22 protein-coding genes are annotated in these 23,009 nt (G+C 66.3%); 9 read left to right on the forward strand and 13 right to left on the reverse strand.

Annotation, left to right across the window (positions count from 1 at the left end):
- The first annotated feature begins 1,089 nt into the window (after positions 1-1,089).
- Positions 1,090-2,415: a dicarboxylate/amino acid:cation symporter gene (locus VEA80_RS18870; protein ID WP_325062341.1), complete on the forward strand. Its 1,326-nt coding sequence runs from the start codon at positions 1,090-1,092 to the stop codon at positions 2,413-2,415.
- A 453-nt stretch (positions 2,416-2,868) separates the two neighbouring features.
- On the forward strand, positions 2,869-3,957 hold the full coding sequence (locus VEA80_RS18875) for a DUF5694 domain-containing protein (RefSeq protein ID WP_325062342.1): 1,089 nt from the start codon (positions 2,869-2,871) through the stop codon (positions 3,955-3,957).
- On the opposite strand, the gene VEA80_RS18880 is transcribed toward VEA80_RS18875, so the two are convergent.
- The 8 genes from VEA80_RS18880 to VEA80_RS18915 all read right to left on the reverse strand — a co-directional run bounded on the left by VEA80_RS18880 (position 3,949) and on the right by VEA80_RS18915 (position 12,148).
- Positions 3,949-5,094: an aminotransferase gene (locus VEA80_RS18880; protein ID WP_325062343.1), complete on the reverse strand. Its 1,146-nt coding sequence runs from the start codon at positions 5,092-5,094 to the stop codon at positions 3,949-3,951. The two genes, VEA80_RS18875 and VEA80_RS18880, sit on opposite strands and share 9 nt — an antisense overlap.
- Before the next feature lie 107 nt (positions 5,095-5,201).
- Positions 5,202-6,305, reverse strand: coding sequence for a ParB/RepB/Spo0J family partition protein (locus VEA80_RS18885; protein ID WP_325062344.1), 1,104 nt, complete (start codon positions 6,303-6,305; stop codon positions 5,202-5,204).
- Positions 6,306-6,396: 91 nt separating this feature from the next.
- Positions 6,397-7,185 carry a ParA family protein gene (locus VEA80_RS18890; RefSeq protein ID WP_325062345.1) on the reverse strand — a complete coding sequence of 263 codons (789 nt, stop codon included), beginning with the start codon at positions 7,183-7,185 and terminating at the stop codon, positions 6,397-6,399.
- Between the two features lie 27 nt (positions 7,186-7,212).
- Positions 7,213-7,848, reverse strand: a complete 636-nt coding sequence (gene rsmG / locus VEA80_RS18895; protein ID WP_325062346.1) for a 16S rRNA (guanine(527)-N(7))-methyltransferase RsmG — start codon at positions 7,846-7,848, stop codon at positions 7,213-7,215.
- Positions 7,849-7,972: 124 nt separating this feature from the next.
- Entirely contained in the window at positions 7,973-8,323 is a 351-nt protein-coding gene (locus VEA80_RS18900) for a DUF3088 family protein (RefSeq protein ID WP_325062347.1), read from the reverse strand.
- Positions 8,320-10,284 (reverse strand): tRNA uridine-5-carboxymethylaminomethyl(34) synthesis enzyme MnmG, encoded by a 1,965-nt coding sequence (mnmG, locus tag VEA80_RS18905; protein ID WP_325062348.1) that lies wholly within the window; start codon positions 10,282-10,284, stop codon positions 8,320-8,322. Before mnmG ends, VEA80_RS18900 begins: the two co-directional genes overlap by 4 nt.
- A 265-nt stretch (positions 10,285-10,549) precedes the next feature.
- Positions 10,550-11,869 (reverse strand): tRNA uridine-5-carboxymethylaminomethyl(34) synthesis GTPase MnmE, encoded by a 1,320-nt coding sequence (mnmE, locus tag VEA80_RS18910; protein WP_325062349.1) that lies wholly within the window; start codon positions 11,867-11,869, stop codon positions 10,550-10,552.
- 21 nt (positions 11,870-11,890) lie between these two features.
- Positions 11,891-12,148, reverse strand: a complete 258-nt coding sequence (locus VEA80_RS18915; RefSeq protein WP_325062350.1) for a DUF6489 family protein — start codon at positions 12,146-12,148, stop codon at positions 11,891-11,893.
- 80 nt (positions 12,149-12,228) lie between these two features.
- Here VEA80_RS18915 and VEA80_RS18920 point away from each other — a divergent pair, with 80 nt between their 5' ends.
- Genes VEA80_RS18920 through VEA80_RS18930 form a run of 3 tightly spaced genes read left to right on the forward strand, consistent with a single transcriptional unit; the run spans position 12,229 to position 14,813 of the window.
- Complete coding sequence (locus tag VEA80_RS18920) at positions 12,229-12,918, forward strand: dienelactone hydrolase family protein (protein ID WP_325062351.1); 690 nt, start codon at positions 12,229-12,231, stop codon at positions 12,916-12,918.
- Entirely contained in the window at positions 12,915-13,796 is an 882-nt protein-coding gene (locus VEA80_RS18925) for a glycerophosphodiester phosphodiesterase family protein (RefSeq protein WP_325062352.1), read from the forward strand. The genes VEA80_RS18920 and VEA80_RS18925 overlap by 4 nt, the downstream gene beginning before the upstream one ends.
- 45 nt (positions 13,797-13,841) lie before the next feature.
- Positions 13,842-14,813, forward strand: coding sequence for a quinone oxidoreductase (locus VEA80_RS18930; RefSeq protein ID WP_325062353.1), 972 nt, complete (start codon positions 13,842-13,844; stop codon positions 14,811-14,813).
- A gap of 99 nt (positions 14,814-14,912) precedes the next feature.
- On the opposite strand, the gene VEA80_RS18935 is transcribed toward VEA80_RS18930, so the two are convergent.
- From VEA80_RS18935 to hemE, 5 genes are all read right to left on the reverse strand, one after another.
- Positions 14,913-15,518 carry a glutathione S-transferase family protein gene (locus VEA80_RS18935; RefSeq protein WP_325062354.1) on the reverse strand — a complete coding sequence of 202 codons (606 nt, stop codon included), beginning with the start codon at positions 15,516-15,518 and terminating at the stop codon, positions 14,913-14,915.
- A 202-nt stretch (positions 15,519-15,720) separates the two neighbouring features.
- On the reverse strand, positions 15,721-17,013 hold the full coding sequence (rho, locus tag VEA80_RS18940; protein WP_325062355.1) for a transcription termination factor Rho: 1,293 nt from the start codon (positions 17,011-17,013) through the stop codon (positions 15,721-15,723).
- A 205-nt stretch (positions 17,014-17,218) separates the two neighbouring features.
- A complete protein-coding gene (locus tag VEA80_RS18945; RefSeq protein WP_325062356.1) occupies positions 17,219-17,689 on the reverse strand; it encodes a CopD family protein in 471 nt (156 codons plus the stop codon).
- Between the two features lie 16 nt (positions 17,690-17,705).
- Positions 17,706-18,737 carry a ferrochelatase gene (gene hemH / locus VEA80_RS18950; protein ID WP_414731525.1) on the reverse strand — a complete coding sequence of 344 codons (1,032 nt, stop codon included), beginning with the start codon at positions 18,735-18,737 and terminating at the stop codon, positions 17,706-17,708.
- 62 nt (positions 18,738-18,799) lie between these two features.
- Positions 18,800-19,840 carry a uroporphyrinogen decarboxylase gene (gene hemE, locus VEA80_RS18955; protein WP_325062358.1) on the reverse strand — a complete coding sequence of 347 codons (1,041 nt, stop codon included), beginning with the start codon at positions 19,838-19,840 and terminating at the stop codon, positions 18,800-18,802.
- Between the two features lie 340 nt (positions 19,841-20,180).
- Here hemE and VEA80_RS18960 point away from each other — a divergent pair, with 340 nt between their 5' ends.
- Genes VEA80_RS18960 through coaE form a run of 4 tightly spaced genes read left to right on the forward strand, consistent with a single transcriptional unit; the run spans position 20,181 to position 23,006 of the window.
- Positions 20,181-21,008 (forward strand): pyruvate, water dikinase regulatory protein, encoded by an 828-nt coding sequence (locus VEA80_RS18960; RefSeq protein WP_325062359.1) that lies wholly within the window; start codon positions 20,181-20,183, stop codon positions 21,006-21,008.
- Positions 21,005-21,598, forward strand: a complete 594-nt coding sequence (locus VEA80_RS18965) for a Maf family protein (RefSeq protein ID WP_325062360.1) — start codon at positions 21,005-21,007, stop codon at positions 21,596-21,598. The genes VEA80_RS18960 and VEA80_RS18965 overlap by 4 nt, the downstream gene beginning before the upstream one ends.
- A complete protein-coding gene (gene aroE / locus VEA80_RS18970; protein ID WP_325062361.1) occupies positions 21,595-22,416 on the forward strand; it encodes a shikimate dehydrogenase in 822 nt (273 codons plus the stop codon). The genes VEA80_RS18965 and aroE overlap by 4 nt, the downstream gene beginning before the upstream one ends.
- Entirely contained in the window at positions 22,413-23,006 is a 594-nt protein-coding gene (gene coaE / locus VEA80_RS18975) for a dephospho-CoA kinase (RefSeq protein ID WP_325062362.1), read from the forward strand. The genes aroE and coaE overlap by 4 nt, the downstream gene beginning before the upstream one ends.
- Positions 23,007-23,009: the final 3 nt, after the last annotated feature.

Genomic DNA, 23,009 nt, shown 5'->3' on the forward strand with positions numbered 1-23,009 from the left:
CACCCGATATTTCGGCTGAGGTTAATTGCCCAAGGCGTGTCCGGCAACGACAGGACTGTGAACATGGTGGCGCCGCTGCAGAGCGTGACCACCGTCACATCGTCCTGCGCCGGCAGCGCCTAGGTTCTCCTCATCGAAGCGATGGCGCTTCGGCCAGAGGAGCACCTGAGATGACCAAGTTTTATTCGATCCTGTTCGCGGCGCTGCTGATGGCCCCGGCCGCCTACGCCACCTTGAACCAAGCCGCCCTGATCGTCGCCTAAGCGCCAAAGCCCAGTTTCAAGAGCAATCCCATGACCAAGTTTTACGCCCTGATCGCCGCCTGCGCCGTGTTCGCGCCGTTCGCGATGGCGACCCTCAACCAAGCCGCCCAAATCGTCGCGTAGCTCCCCGCGAACGATCGCCCCCCAGGGGCGGCGCACAAGCAAGGCCGCGGAGGATGCTCCCCCTCCGCGGCCTTCGCTTTTTCAAACATTACAATCTATCCCCGCCCCTCCGGACCGGGCGTATACTGCCGCCATCGTCTTCGCTGGAGGGCAGTTGGTACCCTGTTCAGCCGACGCGAAGACGGTGCGATCGAGCGTGAAGCGGCAAGGCTTCTTCGAAACGCGAGCGCGGACTGGGCGTCCGCGCGGCGCGCGAGGAAGGCGGCGGATCCGAGCGAAGCGAGCGCGTGGCGAGCGCAACTACTCGCCAGCTCCAACCGCCGTAGCGCCGAAGCCGCAGAAGCCCGCGCCAAACGCGGGAAGAGGCACAGGGGCCTGTCGTCGAACACGACAACCCGCGCGCCGCCGGCCGAGCCGCCTACCAGGGTGAAATACCCCTGGCGACGGCGCCGGCGCCCCAACGATCGCGGAGACGCGGGCTTTCGCGTCATAACGCGCCGAACCAACGGCGCACTTTCTTTGACGCGCGACCCCGCGTCTCCGGCCCTCCGCTTTTCGCGTGACGCGAGAGCGAACAAAAGCCGTGCGCGATTTCCGTTTTCGCGGTCGGGTAGACTGAAAAGCTATAGCGCCGCGGGTTGATTGGCCGGGCCCGCGCCGCTAGCCAAGCTGCTCACAACAAGAACAGGCGCCGGGGAGAGACATGGAAACGACCAAGAAAGGCGGCGTGCCGCTGCATTGGCTGATGCTGCTCGGCTTCGCCGTCGGCCTCGGCGCCGGGCTCTATGTCAATCTCAACATCGGCCCGGAGACGGACTGGGTGGTGTGGCTGACGGCCAACGTCACCGGCCCGCTCGGTCAGATCTTCCTGCGCCTCCTCTTCATGCTGGTGCTGCCGCTGCTGTTCAGCGCGCTCGTCATCGGCGTCGCCGAGATGGGCGATTTGGGCGCGCTCGGCCGTGTCGGCTGGAAGACGCTGCTGATGACGATCGTCGTCTCCACCATCGCCGTGTTGATCGGTCTCGGCATGGTCAACGCGTTGCGACCCGGCGACGGCGTCGATCCCGCGCTGGCTCAGCAGCTCTTGTCGCAAGGCGCCGAGGGCGCCGCCGGCATCGTCGAGAATGCGCCGGACCAGGTGAATCTCGGCCAGTTTTTCCTCGAGCTGGTCCCCTCGAACGTGTTCTCGGCCGCCAGCGACAATCTCGTGCTGCCTGTGATGGTGTTCGCGCTGCTGTTCGGCATCGGCCTCGTCATGACGCGTTCGCCGGCGACCGATCAGCTGCAGCAGACCATCAACGGCCTGTTCGAGGTGATGATGAAGCTCATCAACCTCGTCATCAAACTGGCGCCCATCGCCATCGCCTGCCTGATGTTCAACCTGGCCGCGCTGTTCGGCTGGGATTTATTGGTGCGGCTCGCCGCCTTCACCGGCGTCGCCGTGGCGGCGATGGCGATTCACATGTTCGTCGTCTATCCGCTGGTGCTGCTGATCTTTGGCGGCAAGAATCCGTTCGCGTTTTTCGGCCAGGTGCGCGAGCCGATGGTGGTCGCGTTCTCGACCGCCTCCTCAAACGCGACGTTGCCGATCTCGCTGCGCGCCGCCGAAACCGAGCTCAAGCTGCCGCGCAAGATCTCGCGCTTCGTGCTGACCGTCGGCGCCACCGCCAACCAGAACGGCACCGCCTTGTTCGAGGGCGTGACGGTGCTGTTCCTGGCGCAGTTTTTCGGCATTGACCTGACGCTGACTCAGCAGGTCATCGTCATGCTGGTGTGCATTTTGGGCGGCATCGGCACCGCCGGCGTGCCGGCCGGGTCCCTGCCGGTGATCGCCATGATCCTGGTGATGGTCGGCGTGCCGCCCGAAGGCATCGGCCTCGTGCTCGGCGTCGACCGCTTCCTCGACATGTGCCGCACCACGCTCAACGTCACGGGCGACCTGGTGGTGGCGACAGTGGTGTCGCGCGGCGAAAAGGACCCGGTCGAGGCCGTCGCGCCGGCCGTGACTCCGGTCACATCGCCCAGCTGAGGGCCGCATTAGGTTCTCCTCATCGAAGCGATGGCGCTTCGGCCAGAGGAGCACCTGAGATGACCAAGTTTTATTCGATCCTGTTCGCGGCCCTGATGTTCGCGCCGATGGCCTACGCCACGCTGAACCAAGCCGCGATGATCGTCGCCTAAGCGCCAATCCAGTTTCGAGAGCATTCCAATGACCAAGTTTTACGCCCTGATCGCCGCCTGCGCCGTGTTCGCCCCCGTTGCGCTGAGCGTGATGAACCAAGCCGCCCAAATCGTCGCGTAGCTCCCCGCGAACGATCGCCCCCAGGGACGGCGCACAAGCAAGGCCGCGGAGGATGCTCCCCCTCCGCGGCCTTCGCTTATGAAAATCTATCCGCCCCCTCTCCGCGCGGCCGTACAATCCCTCTGCATCCAATCGCGGCCCGGAACGCGTCCACGACAGGAAGCTTTCGAGAGGGACAGCATGAGAGTCGTTCTAGCCGCGGCCGTATTTCTTTCCGCCATCGCCGCGCCCGCCGCCGCCCAAACCCGCGCCTTCGATCCGCGCGCCTACCAGGACCGCGTCGTCGGCGAACCGACGCAAGTGCTCGTGCTCGGCACCCCGCACTTGAGCGGCGCGCCCGACGACTTCGATCCCGCCGTGCTGGAGCCCCTGCTTGACCGGCTCGCCGCCTTCGATCCCGACATTATCGCCATCGAAGCCCTCTCCGGCGAAAGCATCGACGCGCTCTGGCGCTATCGCGACATCTACCCTGAGAGCGCGACGAGCTATGGCGGCCGCCCGATGACTATGGCCGCCGGCGTGCGCCACGGCCTGCAGCGCGACTTTCCAGACGCCGAAGCCGAAGTGCGCCGCACGCTCGCCGACTGGCCGGCCGAGCCTACGGCCGCACAGCGGCGCAGACTGGCGGCGCTGTTCGTCGCTTCCGGCGATCCGAGCTCGGCCTTGGTGCAATGGTGGCGACTCGATCCCGCCGAGCGCATTGCCGAGGACGGCGTCAGCGCGCTGATGGTCGAGCAGATGGCGCAGTACGACACGCGCAAGAACGAGAACCACATGATCGGCGCGCGCCTCGCCGTGCGGCTCGGCTTGGAGCGGCTCTATCCGGTCGATGACCACAGCAGCGACGATATCGGCTCTGCGCGCATCGCCGATCTCGAAGCGCTGATGAGCCAAGCCTGGATGGCCGAACTGATGCGCGACCCCGCGTTCACCCCGCTGCGCGAAGCGGCGCGCAATCTGCGCACGCCGAGCCAAGCGCTCGACACCTATCGCATGCTCAACGCCCCGCGCACCGGGCACACCGACGCGAACGGCCAGTGGCTCAACATGATCAACCGCGAAACGCCGAACGCCATCGGCCGCACCCGCGTCGCCGACTGGGAGGTGCGCAATCTCCGCCAGGTCGCCAACATCCGCGAAGCGATGGCGCAACAGCCCGGCGCGCGCGTGCTCGTCATTGTCGGCTCCGCGCACAAGCCATGGTTCGACGCGTACCTGCGCATGATGACGGACGTGGAGGTGGTCGACGCAAGCCGCGTGCTACGCTGAGCGCTTGGCCTTGATCAGCGCCGCTGCGCCGCGGTCGAGCGTGTCGTCGCGCTTGGCGAAGCAGAGGCGCACCAGGTTGGGCGGATCGGGATTGGGGTAGAAGCCGGAGAGCGGAATGGTGGCGACGCCGTGCTCGATCGCATGCTGCGCGAAGGCGACATCGCTCATGCCGATGCCGGAGGCGGGAAGATCGATGCTGACGAAATAGGCGCCCTTCGCCGGCAGCAGCACATAGCCCTCGCCTTCCAGCGCGGAGACAAGCCGGTCGCGCGAGCGCTGAAAAGCGGCGCGCATCTCGTCGAAGTAGGAGGCGTCCTTGCCCAGCGCATAGGTGACGGCGCGCTGCAGATTGGGCGGCGTCGTGAAGGTGAGGAATTGATGCGCCTTGGCGAACTGATCCGTCAAAGCCGGCGCGCCGCAGGCGAAGCCGACCTTCCAGCCGGTCAGCGAAAACATCTTGCCGGCGGAGCCGATTTTCAGCGTCCGCTCGCGCAGGTGTTCGAGCATCGAGACGTGGCGCACGCCGTCGAACGTCACGTGCTCCCACACCTCGTCGCTGATGACGATGGCGCCGTGTTCACGGCAAAGCTCGGCCAGCAGCGCCAACTCGTCCGCGCTCATTACGCTGGCGCACGGATTGTGCGGCGTGTTGATGACGACGACGCGCGTGCGCTCGCTGAACGCCGCCGCGAGCGCCCCACGCTCCAAACGCCAATGCGGCGGATGGAGCCGGACGATCCGCGGCGCGCCGCCGGCCCTCAGCACCATCGGCAGATACGCATCGTACATCGGCTCGAACAGCACGACTTCGTCACCCGGCTCGATGAACGCCAGCAGCGCCGCGGCGATCGCTTCAGTGGCGCCGGATGTGATGGTCACCTCGCGCTGCCAATCGAGGTCGATCTGCTGGTGCGCACGATAATGCGCAGCCACGGCTTGGCGCAGCTCCGGCAGGCCGCGCATCGGCGGATATTGGTTGGGCCCGTCGAGCGTCGCGCGCGCGGCCGCTTCGAGGATGTCGCGCGGGCCGCCGTCCTCGGGAAAGCCCTGGCCGAGATTGACCGCACCCTTCTCCGCCGCGAGGCGCGACATGGTCTCGAACACCGTGGTGCCGAGCGAAGCGTAGACGCTGTTCATGCGCCGGCAGTAAGCGCGAAGCGCGCGCTTGCGCCAAGCGTGAAAATCTATCCTCCCCCTCTCCGCGCGCGCTTACACTGCGCCGTCACGATGGAAGGAGGATCAGATCAGAACCCGCCGCGCAGCCTGCGGATCACGTCATCAAGCTGTTCAAGCGTCTTGTAGGCGATCTTCACTTCGCCGGCGCCGTTCTTGTCGGTGATCGTGACCTCGAGCCCGAGCGCGTTAGAGAGCGATTGCTCCAGCGCGCGCGTGTCGGCGCTCTTCGTCTCGATCCCGCCGGGCGTCACGCGCGGACCGTGCTTTTCGTCCTTGGCGATCTGGGCCAAGCGTTCGACTTCGCGGACGTTCAGCCCTTCGGTGATCGCCTTCTGCGCCAGGCCGCGCGGATCGGGCGCGGTGAGGATCGCGCGCGCATGGCCCGACGAAAGTCGCCCGTCACGCACCATCTCCTGCAGATCGTCCGGCAGCGCCAGAAGGCGCAGCATGTTTGCGATATGCGGGCGCGACTTGCCGACCGCGTCGGCGATTTCCTGCTGCGTGCGTCCGAAGCGATCGATCAAAGCCTGGAAGCCTTGGGCCTCTTCGATCGGGTTGAGATCCGTGCGCTGCACGTTCTCGACGATCGCGATCTCGAGCACTTCGACTTCGTTGAGCTCGCGGATCACCGCCGGAATCGAATGCAGGCCCGCGCGCTGCGCGGCGCGCCAGCGGCGTTCGCCGGCGACGATCTCGAAGCGGCCGTCCGCGATCGGGCGAACCAGGATCGGCTGCAGCACGCCGTGCGTGCGGATCGAGGACGCGAGCTCGCTCAGGTCCGCTTCGTCGAAGTGCTTGCGCGGCTGTTGCGGATTGCGCTGCACCAGGTCGATCGGGATCGAACGCGGGCCGTCGCTGGCCGCCGCCTGCGTTTGGGCCGGCGCAGGCGCCGCGACAGGAGCAGGCGCGGGCGCTTCGACCACTGGCGGCGCGACAGGCGCTTCGTTCACGACCGGTGGCGCAACCGGAGCAGGCGACGGCGCCGGGGTCGGCTGCGCGTTGGTGATCGGCAGTTCGAACACGTTGCGCGGCGGCTCGATCGGCGCGCGCGGCGCTTCGGCTTGGGGATTGATCGGATTGTTGTTCGCCGGCTTCGGCGGTTCGGTGCGCACCGGTTCGCCGAGCAGAGCCGAGAGGCCGCGTCCCAATCCCCGTCTCGCAAACTCGCTCATCGTCCCGTCTCCTGCACACCCGACCCGATTCGGTATGCTTAACAACTTGCTGGGCAATCCTTGCCCATGGGTAAAAATTTCCGGCCCTTCCTCACGCCGCGTTCAACAAACGCTCGCGATCAATCAGCTCTTTCGCAAGCTTGATGTAGGCTTTGCTGCCGGCGGCGTTCTGATCGTAGATGATCGCGGGCAGCCCGTGGCTCGGCGCCTCGCTGATGCGCACATTGCGCGGGATCACCGTCTCGTAGACTTTGTCTGGAAAGTGCGCCCTCACCTCTTGCGCCACTTGCTCAGAAAGCGACGTGCGCTTGTCGTACATGGTCAGCACAACGCCTTGGATCTCGAGCGCGGGATTGAGGTTCACCTTCACCGCGTTGATGGTCGCCAAAAGCTGCGCGAGGCCTTCGAGCGCGAAGTATTCCGTCTGCAGCGGCACCAGGATCCCGTCCGCCGCCGTCAGCGCATTCACCGTCAGCACGTTCAGCGACGGCGGGCAGTCGATCAGCACGTAGTCGATGCCGAGCGACTGTTCGGCGCGGAATTGATCGATCGCATTACGCAGAAAGAATTGCGGCTGCGCTTCGCCCATAAGCTCGCCTTCGACGCCGGAAAGGCGCGCATCGCCAGGCGTGATGTAGAGTTGCGGCACCTTCGTCGGCAGGATCGCCTTGGCCAGCGGCAGTTGGCCGACCAGCACGTCATAACTGGTGACGCTGCGGTCGTGCGGATGAATGTCGAGGCCCGTAGAGGCGTTGCCCTGCGGGTCGGTGTCGAAGATCAGCACGCCTTTCCCAGCCGCCGCCAGGGCTGTGCCGAGATTGATCGCGGTCGTCGTCTTGCCTACGCCGCCCTTCTGGTTGGCGATCGCCAAAGCGCGCATGTCCCACTCCTTTGCAGAGCGACAGGATCAGGCGGCCCTTGTAACGCGTACAATGCGGCCGCGCGGATCGCTGAGGCTCTCCAGCACGTCTGCCCGGTACGCCCCACCATTCAGGACGTCTGTCGCGGCGGCCAGCTCGGCGTCGAGGTTCGCGCCTTTTGGGAAGAGCCCGATCGCGCCGCGATCGAGAATCGGCTTCGCATAGGGGATGAGTCGGTTCAAGGGCGCGAGGGCGCGGGCGGTAACCACGTCATATGGGCCGCGACCGGCGCCAAAAGCCTCGATCCGCTGGTTGAAGACCGTCACCGGCAGGCCCGCTTCCTCAGCTACCGCGCGCAGGAAGGCCGCCTTTTTCCCGGTGGATTCAACCAGGTGCATTGACGTTCCCGGCCGCTCAGCCAGGAACGCCGCCACTACCAGCCCCGGGAACCCCGCGCCGGAACCGAGATCGACCCAGCTTTTCGCCTCAGGGGCGAGCTGGATCAGCTGTGCGCTATCCAGGGCGTGGCGCGACCAAAAGGCATCAAGCTCTTTCGGCCCGACTAGATTCATCCGCTCCGACCACTCCGCCAGCAAGCGTTCGTGGGTAACCAAGCGTTCCATGGTTTCGCGTGAAACATTGAGGGCGGCCTGGAACTCCGCGGGGCCGTGGGTCACTTGCATCCTCCCCCGCCTGCGGGGGAGGTGTCGCCGAAGGCGACGGAGGGGGAAGTTGCCGACGCCCCCCTCAGCCTCGCCGCGCTCGGCAGCTCCCCCGCGCGCGGGGGAGCACAAAGGCGGCTCAGACTCACGGGTGCGGCCCTGCTCCGCCGTACGTCGCGGCGAGGTAGCGGGTGATCGGCTTGGGCTCGTCGAGGTAATACACGCCCTCGAACTGCTTGGCGCCTTCCGGCGGCTTGGAGCTGTCGGCCAGCACCAAAGCCGGCATCGACTGGTTCTCCTCGCCGATCAGCGCGATCATCTCGTGCCGCGGCCGCGGGAACGGCATGCGCTTCACCTCGATGTGCGTCGCCCAATGCGGGTTGGCGAGCAGCGCGCCTTCCATGGTCGCGCACGACGTGCAGAACCAGGTGCCGTCGAGCGCTGCGTCCTCGAACGGCGCGCGCAGGATGAAAAGCGTATCGCGGGCAAGCTTCATGCACGTTTCCTCTGTTCGCGCTTCACATGCGCCAGCAATGCCGTGAGCGCGCCGGGCGTGACGCCCTCGATGCGCGAGGCTTGGCCGAGCGTGACGGGGCGCGCGGCGGCGAGCTTCTCGCGCACCTCGTTGGAAAGCCCGCCAACGCCGGCGTAATCGAGATCAGGCGAGAGACGCAGATCCTCGTCGCGCTTGAACGCTTCGACGTCGAGCGCCTGGCGTTCGAGATAGCCGGAGTACATCGCGTCGATCTCAAGCTGCTCACGCGCTTGGCGCGACAACGAACCGAGCTCGGGCCAGATCGCGGCGAGCTGCTCGTAGCTGATCGAGGGATACGCAAGCAGCTGCAGCGCATCGCGGCGCTGGCCATCCTGATTGACTTTGAGGCCGCGCGTCTCGGCCTGCGCGGGCGTGAGATTGAGCGCATGCGCCAATGCGCGCGCCGCTTCGATTTCCCGCATTTTATTGGCGAAAACGCGCGCCCGCTCGCCGCCGACGCAACCGAGCTCGATGCCCTTCGGCGTCAGCCGCTGATCGGCGTTGTCGGCGCGCAGACTGAGCCGATACTCGGCGCGCGAGGTGAACATGCGATAGGGCTCGGTGACGCCGCGCGTGACGAGATCATCGATCATGACGCCGATATAGCCCTCGGCGCGCGTCACCTCGAACAGCCCTGCTCCGCCTGCGGCGCGGGCTGCGTTGAGGCCCGCGATCAGCCCTTGCGCTGCGGCTTCCTCGTAACCGGTCGTGCCGTTGATCTGGCCGGCGAGATAGAGCCCCTTGATCCGCTTCGTCTCCAGCGACGGCATCAGCTCGCGCGGATCGACATAGTCGTACTCGATCGCATAGGCGTGGCGCTTGATGACGACGTGCTCGAGCCCCGGGATCGTGCGGATGAAGCGCTCCTGCACGTCCTCCGGCAGCGAGGTGCTGATGCCGTTCGGATAGACGGTGTCGTCGTCGAGCCCTTCGGGTTCGAGGAAAATCTGGTGCGCCGACTTATCGGCAAAGCGCACGACTTTGTCCTCGATCGACGGGCAGTACCGCGGTCCGCGGCCGCTGATCGCGCCGGAATAGACGGCGCTCTTCGACAGCGATTTCTCGATGATCCGATGCGTTTCGGCGTTTGTGTAGGTGACGCCGCACGCGACCTGCTCGTTCGTAATCCGCTCGGTCAGGAACGAGAATGGCGAGGGCTCGTCATCGCCGTGCTGCAATTCCAGCGAAGCCCAGTCGATGGTGTTGGTGTCGAGCCGCGCCGGCGTGCCGGTCTTCAGCCGCCCCATCGTGAAACCCGCGCCGTACAAGCGGTCCGAAAGCCCGATCGCCGGCGCCTCGCCATGGCGGCCCGCGGGGATGCGCTTGTCGCCGATATGGATGACGCCCTTCAGGAACGTGCCGGTGGTGAGCACGACGCGGGGCGCGCGGAACTCCCGTCCGTCCTGCGTAATGACGCCCGTGACGGACCGCGCCGCGTCGCCCTTCGACAAGCTCAGGGTGACGCTGCTGGGCTCATTGCTGACACCCACCGGCGTCAGGCCGAGCTTGTCGAAGCCGGTGGGCCCTTCCTCGACAATGAGGTCTTCGACGGCAGCCGCCAGGATCGTGAGGTTCGCCTGCTCCGCCAGCGCCGCCTGCATGGCCCGGCGGTAGAGCTTGCGGTCCGACTGGGCGCGGGGACCGCGGACAGCGGGACCCTTGGAGCGGTTGAGCAGCCGGAACTGGATGCCGGCCGCGTCGGCCACGCGGCCCATGACGCCGTCGAGCGCGTCGATCTCGCGGACAAGGTGCCCCTTGCCCAGGCCGCCAATGGCTGGGTTGCAGCTCATCTCGCCGATGGTCTCAAGCTTGTGCGTCAGCAGCAGCGTGCGCGCGCCGAGGCGCGCAGCCGCCGCCGCGGCCTCACAGCCAGCGTGGCCGCCGCCGATGACGATGACGTCGTAGGAGCGCTCGGTGCTCATGTGTGCCGGCTTCATATAGGAGCGGCCCCGCCTCGTCACTTGCTCACCACTGCTGGTGCGTGACGTCCTGCTTCGACAAGCTCAGCATGACGCCAATTCGAGCGTCGGCGCTGGATGCTTCGACATGTCGTTCCGCTCTTAGACGGCGTCACCCTGAGCTTGTCGAAGGGCGACGCGACGCACTGATGCTTCACACGAAACACGCTAACGGCGGTTCACCAGTTTCGCGTGAAACGCCGCATTCCATGCAGGTTTTCGTGCAGACTCACTTGCCGATGCAAAAGCTTGAGAAGATCTCGCCGAGCAAATCCTCCACATCGATCCGGCCGGTCAAACGGCCGATCTGATCGGCGGCGACGCGCACGTCCTCGGCCGCCAATTCAGCGCCGTGATCGAGCGCCGGGAACGCGCGCAGCAAGGCGCCCCGCGCCGCTTCCACCAGCCGGCGGTGACGCGCCCGCGTCAGCACCGGCGCCTCCTCTCGGCCGAGCGCTTCGGCGACGCGTTCGACAAGCTGGGCGTGCAGCTGGGCCAAGCCTATGCCGGTCAGCGCCGAGACCTCCAGCATGTCGCCGGACTTGTGCGCCTCGAGCCGATCGGCCTTGGAGCGGACGAGCAAGTCGCCATGGCGGACGGCGGCCGCTAGCTCGGGCGGAACCTCGTGGCCGACCTCCACGAGCGCGATCCGCAGATCAGCCTCCTCGGCCCGCGCCAGGGCCCGGCGCACGCCTTCGGCCTCGATCGCATCGGCGGCTTCGCGCAGCCCCGCCGTGTCGGCGATCCAGACCGGGTAGCCGGCCAGCACCAGGCGGACCTCGACCACGTCGCGGGTAGTGCCTGGGATGTCGCTGACGATAGCGGCTTCGCGCTGAGCCAGCGCGTTCAGCAGGCTCGACTTGCCGGCGTTGGGCGGGCCGATGATGGCGATGCGGTAGCCGTCGCGGATGCGCTCGCCGCGGTGAGCGTCGTCGAGGTGGCGGGCCATGTCGTCGGCCAACGCCTGCAACAGCGGGCCGGCGCGGCGCGAAAGCTCGCCAGGCAAGTCTTCGTCCGGAAAATCGATCTCGGCCTCGATCAAAGCCGCTGCCTCGATCAGCCGGCCGCGCCAGCCTTCGTAAACGGCGCTGAGCGCCCCGCGCCGTTGACGGAGCGCTTGGCGACGCTGGCCCTCGGTCTCGGCGTCGACGAGGTCTGCGAGGCCTTCGGCCTCGGCTAGGTCGAGCTTGCCGTTCTCGAAAGCGCGGCGGGTGTATTCGCCGGGCTCGGCGATGCGCACGCCGGGTTGGCTGAGGCAGGCGTCGATGATCGCGGCGATGACGGCCGGTCCGCCGTGGATCTGCAGCTCGGCGACGTCTTCGCCGGTGAAGCTGTGCGGGCCGGGAAACCAGAGCGCGAGGCCGTCGTCGAGCGACCGGCCCGTGCGCGGGTCGCAGAACGCTTCGCGGGTGGCCGCGCGCGGCTTGGGCAGATCGCGGGCGGTGAGCGCGCCCAACGTGGCGCCGGCGGCGGGGCCGGAAAGCCGGATCACCGCGACGCCGGCGCGGCCCGCGCCAGAGGCCAGCGCGACGATGGTGTCCGGTTTCATGTGAAAATATCTAAGCCGCGATTAGGGCTTTTCACGTGAAGCGCCGCCCATCGCGCCGCCGGCGGCCGACGTCATCAGCTTGACGAACGCGTCCTGGGCCTGCGTGCCGACGCTCATCCAGGACTGCATCATCGTTTCCGGGCTCATCAGCGCGAGATTCGACTCCATCCGTTTGCCCATCTCCTCGACCAGCTTCTCGTTGATCGGCGTGACGTCCGGCAGGCCCATGAAGCGGCGCGCTTCCTCCGGCGAGCATTCCACGTTGACGGTGAACTTCATGGCTCCAAATCCTTTCGCGTTGCCGCCGCTGCTGGGTCTATAACGCGGCCACACCCTCAGAGACAGACGGAGCGAGAGCCATGGGCGAATGGGTCGAGGTCAAGGGTCCGGACGGCGCGTTCAAGGCCTATGTGGCGCGGCCGAGCGGAACGACGAAGGGCGCGGTCGTGGTGGTGCAGGAGATTTTCGGCGTGAACGCCGTCATGCGCGGCAAGGCTGATTGGCTCGCGCGCGAAGGGTTCCTTGCGATCGCGCCGGACCTGTTCTGGCGGATCAAACCGGGCATCGACATCACCGACCAGACCGACGCCGAGTGGAAACAGGCGCTCGACTACATGAACCAGCTCGACAAGAACGCGAGCGTCAAGGACGTCGCGGCGACGCTGGCGCACGCGCGGGCGATGGGCTGCGCCAAGGCAGGCGTGATGGGCTATTGCATGGGCGGCTACATCGCGTTCCTGGCCGCGTGCCGGACCGATGCGGACGCGACCGTCGCCTATCATGGCGGCGGGATTCACACGGCGCTGGATGAAGCCAAGAACATCAGGAAGCCGCTGATGCTGCACAACCCGATGAAGGACAGCTTCATCCCGGTCGAGGCGCTGAACACGATCCGCGAGACGCTTGCCGGCAATCCGCTCGTCACAGTGCACGAATACGCCGATCAGGATCACGCCTTCACCCGCGAAGGCGGCAAGCACTACGACGCGGACGCGACCAAGCTGGCGGATGGACGGACGATCGCGTTTTTCAACCAGCACCTCGCATGAGGCGCGTGCTGATCTCGATCGCGCTCGCGGCGGCGGCCTGCACGCCGATCGCCGGCCGCGAGCACACTTTGGCGCCGGCCGATCTGCCAGCGTTTTTCGATTGCCTGCGCGAGAGCGGCGCCGCCGTCGCTTCCGCCCATCGCGGCGGCCCGGCCCCCGGACACGCGGAGAATGCGATCGCGACGCTCGCCCGCACGCTGACCTACGCACCGGCCTTCCTCGAAGTGGACGTGTCGCGCACGAGCGACGGCGCGCTCGTGCTCATGCACGACGACACAGTCGACCGCACCACCACCGGCACGGGCGCCGTGGGCGCGTTGACGCTGGCGCAGCTCAAGGCGCTGCGGCTGCGCGACGAGGATGGCCGCGCGACCGCCGCCGCGCCGCCGACTTTGCGCGAAGCGCTCGATTGGGCGCACGGACGCGCGATCCTCGAACTCGATATCAAGCGCGGCGTCGCCTACGAGGATGTGGTGCGCGAGGTGGATGCGGCCGGCGCGATGGAGCGGGTCGTTTTCATCACCTACAGCGTCGACGGCGCCTCGCGGCTCGCGCGCGTAGCGCCCGCAGCAATGATCTACACCACGATCGAAAGCGCGCGCGATCTCGACACATTGCAGCAACGCGGCGTCGACCTCTCGCACATCGTCGCTTGGCTCGGCGATGGCGAACTCGACCAGGAGCTGGCGGCGGCGCTCGCCGCGCGCGGCGTGGAATCGCGCTTCGGCCTGTTCGGCCGCGACGACCGCTTCGCCGCGACGGCCGCCGCCGGCGTCCAGAGCATCGCCGTGGATGAGACGGCGGCGGCGGTCGAGGCGCTCGACGCCGCGGACGGCGAAGAGGGCTACGCGGCGCTACAGTGCGCGAGCGCGGATTGAAGCGCGAACGCCGCCACCACACATCCCGGCGGTAGGAGTGCGCACATGAGGGCCATACGCATCGAGCAGCACGGCGGGCCGGAGGCGATGCGGCTCGCGAATGTCGACCAGCCCGAACCCGGCCCACACGAGATCCGCGTTCGCCACGAAGCCGTCGGCGTCAACTTCATCGACACGTATCACCGCACCGGGTTGTACAAGATCGCGCTGCCGAGCGGATTGGGACAGGAAGCGGCGGGCGTCGTCGACGCCGTCGGCGAGGGCGTGACGCGGTTCGGGTTGGGCGATCGCGTCGCCTATTCGCTCGGCGCGTTGGGCGCTTACGCGGATGCGCATGTCGTCAGCGAGAACCGCGCCGTGCGTTTGCCAGGGGCGATCGCGTTCGACATCGCGGCGGCTTCGCTGCTCAAGGGCATGACCGCGCGTTATCTTCTGAGAAAGACGTTTCGCGTGGAACGTGGGCACACGATCGTCGTCCATGCCGCCGCCGGCGGCGTCGGCCAGATCCTAGTGCAATGGGGCAAGCATCTCGGCGCGCGCGTGATCGCGACTGCCGGCAGCGAAGCGAAAGCACAGATCGCGCGCGATCTCGGCGCCGACGACGTGATCGTGCAGGGGCGTGACGACATCGCCAAGCGCGTGCGCGAGATCACGGACGGCGCCGGCGCCGATGTCGTGTATGACGGCGTCGGCAAAGACACCTGGGACGCCTCACTCGACAGCTTGCGTCCGCTCGGCACGATGGTGAGCTATGGCAATGCGTCCGGCGCAGTGCCGCCGATCAGCCCGCTCGTGCTGGCGCAGAAGGGATCGCTCTTCCTCACGCGGCCGACGCTCGGGCATTATGTGGCGACGCCGGAATTGCTCGACGAAACAGCGCGCGATCTATTCGCCGTGATCGAGAGCGGCGCCGTGAAGATCGCGCCGCCGATGCGCTACGCGTTGGCCGATGCCGCACAAGCGCATCGAGATCTGGAAGCGCGCAAGACGACAGGCAGCTTGGTGCTGGCGCCATGAGCGTGGCGTCGTGCTTCGACAAGCTCAGCATGACGCCAATTCAAACGCCGGAGCATCGATCGCGTCACCCTGAGCTTGTCGAAGGGCGACGTCACACACTCACTTCACCGCCGCAGCGCGCTGGAACGCGGGCCGCTGCGCCAGATTGTCGTAATACGCCCGCATGCGAGCAGGGATCTTCTCGTCGATGCCGCCGAACTTCGCAGCGTTGACGATGTAGGAGACGGAGATGTCCGCCGCGGTGAAGCGATTGGCGGCGACGTATTGCTTATCGCCCAAACGCTCGCACACAAACTCCAGCCGCTTGACGATGGCGTTGGTGAGATACTCGACCGTCCAGTTCTGCTTCTGGTCGTCGGGCGCCAGGAAGCGGGTGGCGACGAGGGGATTGCCATAGGCGGCGATGCCCGCTTCGCCGAACATCAGGTATTGCAGATAGTCGGCGTAGCCAGGTTCGTTCGGCTTCACCTCGAGATCGGTCGGGCCGTGCTTGCTCATGATGTAGATCATCATGGCGACGGACTCGATCATGCTGACGTCGCCGTCCGTCATCGCCGGCACGGTGCGCAGCGGATTGACGGCTTTGAATTCGTCGCTCGGCTTGAAGAACGAGGCTTCCGCGGTCTCGTACGGCACGCCCATCTCTTCGCACAGCCAAAGCACGCGCAGCGAACGTGCGCCTTGCGAGTGGTAGATTTTCAGCATGAGCGGTCCCTCCGATGGGTGACGCTTTAACATCCTGGAGCCAGCCCATCCACCCATTCCCGGATTGCCCGCTAGGGCAAGTCCGGGATCCATAGACACCAATGCAAAGAAGAAGGGCGCGGCCTGCGCCACGCCCTTCAACAAAAGTGTTTATGGGTCCCGGGCCCTCGGCTCCGCCGAGCCCCGGGAATGGGTAGCGCTGTTACGTGTTCATGCTCTGGAAGAAGTCGTCGTTGTTCTTCGAGGACTTGAGCTTATCGAGCAGAAACTCGATCGCGTCCTGCGTGCCCATAGGAGAGAGGATGCGGCGGAGCACGTACATCTTCTGCAGGTGCTCCTTCGGCGTGATCAGCTCGTCCTTGCGCGTGCCGGATTTGAGCACGTCGATCGCCGGGAAAATGCGGCGGTCGGCGACCTTGCGGTCGAGCTGGAGCTCGCTGTTGCCGGTGCCCTTGAACTCTTCGAAGATGACTTCGTCCATGCGCGAGCCGGTGTCGATCAGCGCCGTCGCGATGATGGTCAGTGAGCCGCCTTCCTCGAGATTGCGCGCGGCGCCGAAGAAGCGCTTCGGGCGCTGCAGGGCGTTGGCGTCGACGCCGCCGGTCAGCACCTTGCCGGAAGAGGGCACGACCGTGTTGTAGGCGCGGCCGAGGCGGGTGACGGAATCGAGCAGGATGACGACGTCCTTGCCATGCTCGGCGAGGCGCTTGGCCTTTTCGATCACCATCTCCGCCACTGCGACGTGGCGTGTGGCCGGCTCGTCGAAGGTCGAGGAGATGACCTCGCCCTTCACCGTGCGCTGCATGTCGGTGACTTCCTCGGGGCGCTCGTCGATCAGCAGGACGATCAGGAACACTTCCGGATGGTTGGCTTCGATCGCCTTGGCAATGTTCTGCATGATGACGGTCTTACCCGTCCGCGGCTGCGCGACGATCAGCGAGCGCTGGCCTTTGCCGATCGGCGCGACGATATCGATAACGCGGCCGGTTTTGTCCTTCAGCGTCGGATCATCGATCTCCATCTTCAGCCGCTCGGTCGGATAGAGCGGCGTCAGATTGTCGAAGTGAACCTTGTGGCGGACGCGGTCAGGGTCCTCGAAATTGATCGCGTTCACCTTGATCAGCGCGAAGTAGCGCTCGCCGTCCTTCGGCGCCTTGATCTGACCTTCGACGGTGTCGCCGGTGCGGAGGCCGAACTTGCGGATCTGCTGCGGCGAGACGTAGATGTCGTCCGGGCCAGGCAGATAGTTCGATTGCGGTGAGCGCAGGAAGCCGAAGCCGTCCGGCAGAATTTCGATGACGCCAGCGCCGCCGATCTCGACGCCGCGCTCAGCGACGTGCTTCAAGATCGCGGCCTGCATGTCCTGCATACGCAGCGTGTTGGCGCCCTCGATCTCGAGCGATTCAGCCAGCGCCAGCAGTTCCGCGGCCGGCTTGCGCTTCAGCTCCTGCAGCGTGAGCGAGGTGAGCTCTTCGAGGGCTTGGGTCTCAGTCATGGTTTGGATTGTCTCGGAAGGAAGGTCTGGAGACGGACTGCGGGCGCGGGAACGCTCGGGCAGGGCCGTCAGATTGAGTGAATGTCGGCGGGTAAGAAAAGTTGCGGCGCCGCCGTCGCTCACGCGCTTGGGGAAAGCGCGTCGGCCGCATGGACACCACATAGCGCCGTACGCGTCAAGCGAAGCTTAACCGGCGCCCATCGGTTCAGGGCTCAAGTGTCGCCAGCAGCACGGCGGCGATGGCCACGAGAAACGGGACCTCGCTCAACAACCGCCAGTAGCGTTCGCTGTGCCGGCGTTCGCCTTTGAGGAGGCGCCGGCCCTCCGCAGATAGGAAGCCCTGATAACCGCTCAAGCCCAGCACCAGGATCAACTTGGCCCAGAACCAGTGCGGGACGGTGGCGAGGAGGTCGCCGATGGGGCGGTCCCAGTCGCCGGCGATGTAGGTGACGAAGAGGAAGATCCCGAACGCCCACGCCAGAACGAAACTCGGGGTGAGGATGATGACGCGTAGGTTGCGCGCCGCTTTCTGCATGGCGGCCTCAAGCTCGCCGCCCGGCTGGGAGGCGGTGATGTAGGCGTAGAAGCGCGGCAGCATCAGCAGGCCGGCGATCCAGGCGATCACGGCGATGATGTGCAGGCCCCGTGCGAGGTCGTAGCCGATTACGTGCTCCATCGCCCCGTTTCGCTCCTCAAGCCCCGCGCTGCGGACACAGGCCCCATTGCGCCGGGCACAGCCTAGCCCCGGATTCGGACTGTGTCTTACCCGGCGCCGCGAGCGCGCGCTCGGCTAATTCCGCCAGCGCGTCGATGAAGCGCGGGGCCGCGCCCGGGGCAGGGGCGCGCAAATAGAATGGCAGCTTCAGCGCCCGGGCGAGTTGAGCGTACTCAATGTCGAGCTCCACCAGCGTCTCGACGTGTTCGGAGACAAAGGCGATCGGCGAGATCACGACGCCGACGCCCTCGTTCGCCGCTTCGCGAATAGCCTCTTCGGTGGAGGGGCCGATCCATTTGAGCGGGCCGACGCGCGATTGATAGCAGATGCGCGCATCCCAGTCGGCCGGCAGCAAGAGCTTCACGGCGGCGACGCTCTGTTCGACCTGCCATTGATACGGGTCGCCGCGGTCGATCACGCGCTGCGGCAGGCCATGGGCGGAGAAGAGCACGCGCGGCCGCTGCGGCGAGCCGGCGTTACGCCAAGTCTCGATGATAACGTCGGCATGTGCGCGCGCGAACGACGCGCCGGCCGGATAGCAGCAGATCGTCGACGCGGGCAGCACGCTCGCCTTGCGCCAGGCCTTGAGAGAGGAGGCCGTGGTGGTCGAGGAATATTGCGGATAAAGCGGCAGCAGGATCGCGTCGGTAGCGCCCCAGGCCTCCGCGGCGCGGGCGGCGTCCTTCACGAACGGCTTCCAATAGCGCATCGCCGGGAAGCACTTGAACGTGACGTTGCTGACGCGCTTCGAAACCTCCGATTCGAGCGCTGCGGCCTGCTTTTCCGTCTCCGGTAAAATCGGCGAACCGCCGCCCATCAGCGCGTAGTTGGCCCTGGCCAGCTTTTCCCGCGTGCGTGAAATTAGCTGTGCAAGGAAGAAGCGGATCGGCTGCGGCGCGCCGATAATCGCTTTGTCGTTGAACAGATTGAACAGGAACGGCCGCACGGCCTCTTGTGAATCCGGGCCGCCGAGATTGAACAGGATGATCGCCACGCGCCGCGAGGTCATCACGCGCAGCTTGGGCGCGTCGGCTTCGACCGGAGCGAGATCCCTCCGCAGCGGCTCGGCGGTCATGCCCAGCTCTTCACAAGACGCACCAGCTGCTCGACGTTTTCCGGTGTCGCCTCCGGCGTGATGCCGTGGCCGAGATTGAAGATGTGCGGCATGCCCCTAAACGCGATCAGCACCTCGCGCGCGGCGTCCTCCATCGCTTCGCCGCCGACTACCAGGGTTTGCGGATCGAGATTGCCCTGCAGCGCCATGCCTTCCGGCGCAACGTCGAACGCGTAGGACGCCGGCGTCTGGGTATCGACGCCGAGCGCCGTGATTCCGGTCTCTTGCGCGTACGCAGCGATCTGCGCACCGGCCCCGCGCGGAAAGCCGATGATCGGCGCAGTGACGCCGAGCTCACGCAGACGCGTCACCAGCTTGCGGGTCGGAAGAACGATCAGCTTCTGGAAGAGAGCAGGCGAGAGGCCCTCGGACCAGCTCTCGAAGATCTGCAGGCAGTCCGCGCCGGCGCGGACCTGCGCGGCCAAATGCTGCGCCGTCGTCTCGACCAGCGCGTCGAGCAAGTCTTCGACAGCGCGCGGGCTCTGATAGGCGGCGCGGCGCGCCTCGTCCTTGTCGCCGCCGCGGCCCTGCAGCATGTAGGTCGCAACCGTCCACGGTCCGCCGGCGAAGCCGATCAGCGCGACACTCGGATCGAGGTTGGCCTTGATCCGCTCGACCGTTTCATAAACCGGCGCGAGCCGCTGGATCGCCTTCGCCGGATCGCCGAGCGTCCAGCTGTCGCGGCCGATCAGCGGCTCCAGCCGCGGGCCTTCGCCTTCGACGAACCAGACCTTTTGGCCGAGCGCATCCGGCACGACCAGGATGTCCGAGAACAAGATCGCCGCATCGAGCGGAAAGCGCCGCAGCGGCTGCATCACCGCTTCGGTCGCCAGGGAAGGGGAATAGCAGAAATCCAGAAAGCTCTTCGCCCGCTTCCGGAGCTCCCGGTATTCCGGGAGGTAACGGCCGGCCTGTCGCATGATCCAGATCGGCGGTGGGTCGAGCCTCTCGCCGTTCAAAACGCGAAGGAGGGCGGGAAGCTTTTCCCGGTCGGCCATTTCGTCCTTCCAAACCTAAAATTTGAATATCGATTAATGAGGACTCGTTGTTGTGGCGATCCGTAAACGAGGACAACTCGGATGCCCACAAGTCATCCACAGAGTTGCTCTACGCGGCGCCACGGCGGAAGCCATTGTCCGGCAAGGCTTAGTGGGCGGGCGGCAAAGGAGGCGATTCCTTTTTCGTCGCACCCCGCCCGTGTGGATAGCCGTTTAGGGAATCGCCCATGCCAGCTCGGGAATCAGGGGCTCGACCGGCCTTCTCGCGTCCTTGCTGCTTTTGTCCTGAACAGAGCCAACAGCTTGTCCACATCCGCGCCAGGTCTGATATGTGGGCCCAATGCGTGAACGCCTGGCCATCTATTTCAACGTGCACCTGGTCTCGGACTCCACTGGGGAAACCTTGGCCGGCGTCATGCGCGCCACTTGCGCTCAGTTCGACAACATCCTGCCGGTGGAACATTCCTACTTCCTGGTGCGCTCGGCGCGGCAGCTGGAGCGAGTGATCCGGGAGATCGAGGCTGCCCCGGGGCTCGTCATGTTCACGCTGTCGAACTTGGAGCACCGGGCGATGCTGGAGGAGGCGTGCGCCAAGATGGCGATGCCCTGCGTGGCGGTGCTGGATCCGGTGCTTGACGTCACCTCGCGCTATCTCGGGCTTGAGCTGAACCACAGGGTAGGGGCGGCGCGGAAGCTGAACGCGGAATACTTCAAGCGCATCGATGCGCTCGACTATGCGATGTATCACGACGACGGCCAGCAGGCGGTCGAACTCACCGACGCCGACGTGATCCTGGTCGGCGTCAGCCGCACCTCGAAAACGCCGACCAGCGTCTATCTCGCGCACCGCGGCGTGAAGGCTGCGAACGTGCCGATGGTGCCGGGCGTGCCGCTGCCGGACATCCTGTTCCAGGAGAAGCGGCCATTGGTGGTCGGACTGCTGATTTCGGCGGATCGCCTCATTCACATCCGCCGCAACCGACTGGCGGCGATGAAAGAAACCCGCGCCGGCGATTACACCGATGAGGATGCGGTGCGCCGCGAAGTGATGGAAGCGCAGAAACTGTTCGAGCGCGAAGCCTGGCCGACGATCGACGTTTCGCGGCGCTCGATCGAGGAGACGGCCGCGCAAGTGCTGAACCTGTTGGCGGAGCATCGCGAGCAGTGACCCCCCTGATCCTCGCTTCTGCAAGCGCCGCGCGGCGCGAGATGATGGACGCCGCTGGCCTCGTCTTCGAGGTCGACGTCCCGCGCGTGGATGAAGAAGCGGCGAAGGCCAGCTTGCGGGCCGAGGGGCTGAAGCCGCGCGACCAGGCGGAAGCGCTGGCCGAGCTGAAAGCGCTCTCAGTTTCACGCGCGCGCGCAGGGTTCGTGATCGGCGCCGATCAGATGCTGGCGGTGGAAGGCCGCGTGCTCGACAAGCCGAAGGACACGAACGAGGCCCGCGAACACCTGCTTGCGCTGCGCGGGCGCACGCACGAACTGCTCACCGCCGCTGTCGTCGCCACGGATGGCGCCGTGATCTGGCGGCACATTGATACGCCGCGGCTGCGCATGCGCGCATTCTCCGACGCATTCCTTGATCAATACCTCGCGCAGGCAGGGGAGAAGGTGCTTCGCTCGGTGGGCGCCTACCAGCTCGAAGGCCTCGGCGCCCAATTGTTCGAGCGTGTGGAGGGCGACTACTTCTCGATCCTCGGGCTTCCGCTGCTTCCGCTGCTGGCGTTCCTACGCGAACACGGCGTCGTGCCCGCATGACCATCACCGCCGCCACCAAGGTGTTCGCCGTCATTGGCGATCCGGTGAGCCATTCGCTCTCGCCGCTGATGCACAATGGTTGGTTTGGCGATCATGGCATCGACGCGGTCTACGTCGCGCTGCCGCTTCGGGCGGCCGATCCTGTCGCGGCGATCAGGGCGATAAAGGGATTCGGCTTCAGCGGTCTCAACGTCACCGTTCCGTACAAGGAGACGGCGGCCCAGGCCGCCGATCGCGCCGGCGTCGCCGTCGCCAACGTGCTCAGGCGGGATGAGGACGGCCTTCTCTCCGCGTTCAACACCGATGGACAAGGCTTCATCGATGCGCTCTCCGAAGCTGCGCCGGATTGGCGCGCGCGCGTGAAACGGGTGTTGATCGTCGGCGCCGGCGGCGCCGCTGTCGGCATCGGCCACGCGCTCGCGCCGTTCGTCGACACGATTCACTTCGCGAACCGCACGCACGCGCGCGGCGAAGCAGCCGCGGCGGGTTTGTCCAACGGGCGGGTGCTGCGCTGGGAGGACATGGAGCGCGGCTTCGGCGCGGCCGATCTGATCGTGCAGACGACGACGCTCGGCATGGAGGGCCAGCCGGAGCACGATTGGCCAGTGGCGCTCTGCCGGCCGACTGCGATCGTCGCCGACATCGTCTACCGCCCGCTGGAAACGGCGCTGCTGCGCGGCGCGCGTGCGCGTGGTCTCGTCGCCATGGATGGTATCGGTATGCTGATCCACCAGGGCGCGCGGGCGTTCGAGCTTTGGTTCGGCGTGAGGCCCGACCCCGCCAAGGCGCGGGCGCGTTTGACGGCGGCGCTCGCATGATGGTGCTTGGCCTCACCGGCTCGATCGGCATGGGCAAGTCGACGGTCGCGCGCATGTTCGCGGAGGAGGGTGCGCCATTCCTTGAATCCGACGCGGTCGTGCACGCGCTTTATGACAAAGGCGGCAGCGCCGTTGCGCCAGTCGAGGCAGCCTTTCCCGGCGTGGCGAAGGACGGCGCCATCGACCGCACCTTGTTGTCCGAACGCGTGGTTGGCGATGCGGACGCGATCCGGCGGCTCGAAGCGCTCGTGCATCCGCTCGTCCGCCAAGCCCAGGCCGAATTCTTGAAGGCCAACATGGAAGCGGGCGCGGACATCGTCGTGCTCGACATACCGCTGCTGTTCGAGACCGGCGCAGAAGCGCTGGTGCACAAGGTGGTTGTCGTTTCCGCCCCGGCCGACGTGCAGCGCGAGCGCGTGCTGGCGCGCCCTGGCATGACGGCCGAGAAGCTCGACGCTATCCTCGCCCGGCAGACGCCGGACGCCGAGAAGCGCGCCCGCGCCGATTTCGTCATCGACACCAGCGGCCCGTTCGACGCCACGCGCGCCCAAGTCAGGGCCGTGCTGGACGCACTGCGCGAACAGGATTAGCCC

It is taken from the genome of Vitreimonas sp. (assembly GCF_035627415.1).
In the GTDB taxonomy this organism is placed as follows: domain Bacteria; phylum Pseudomonadota; class Alphaproteobacteria; order Caulobacterales; family Aquidulcibacteraceae; genus Vitreimonas.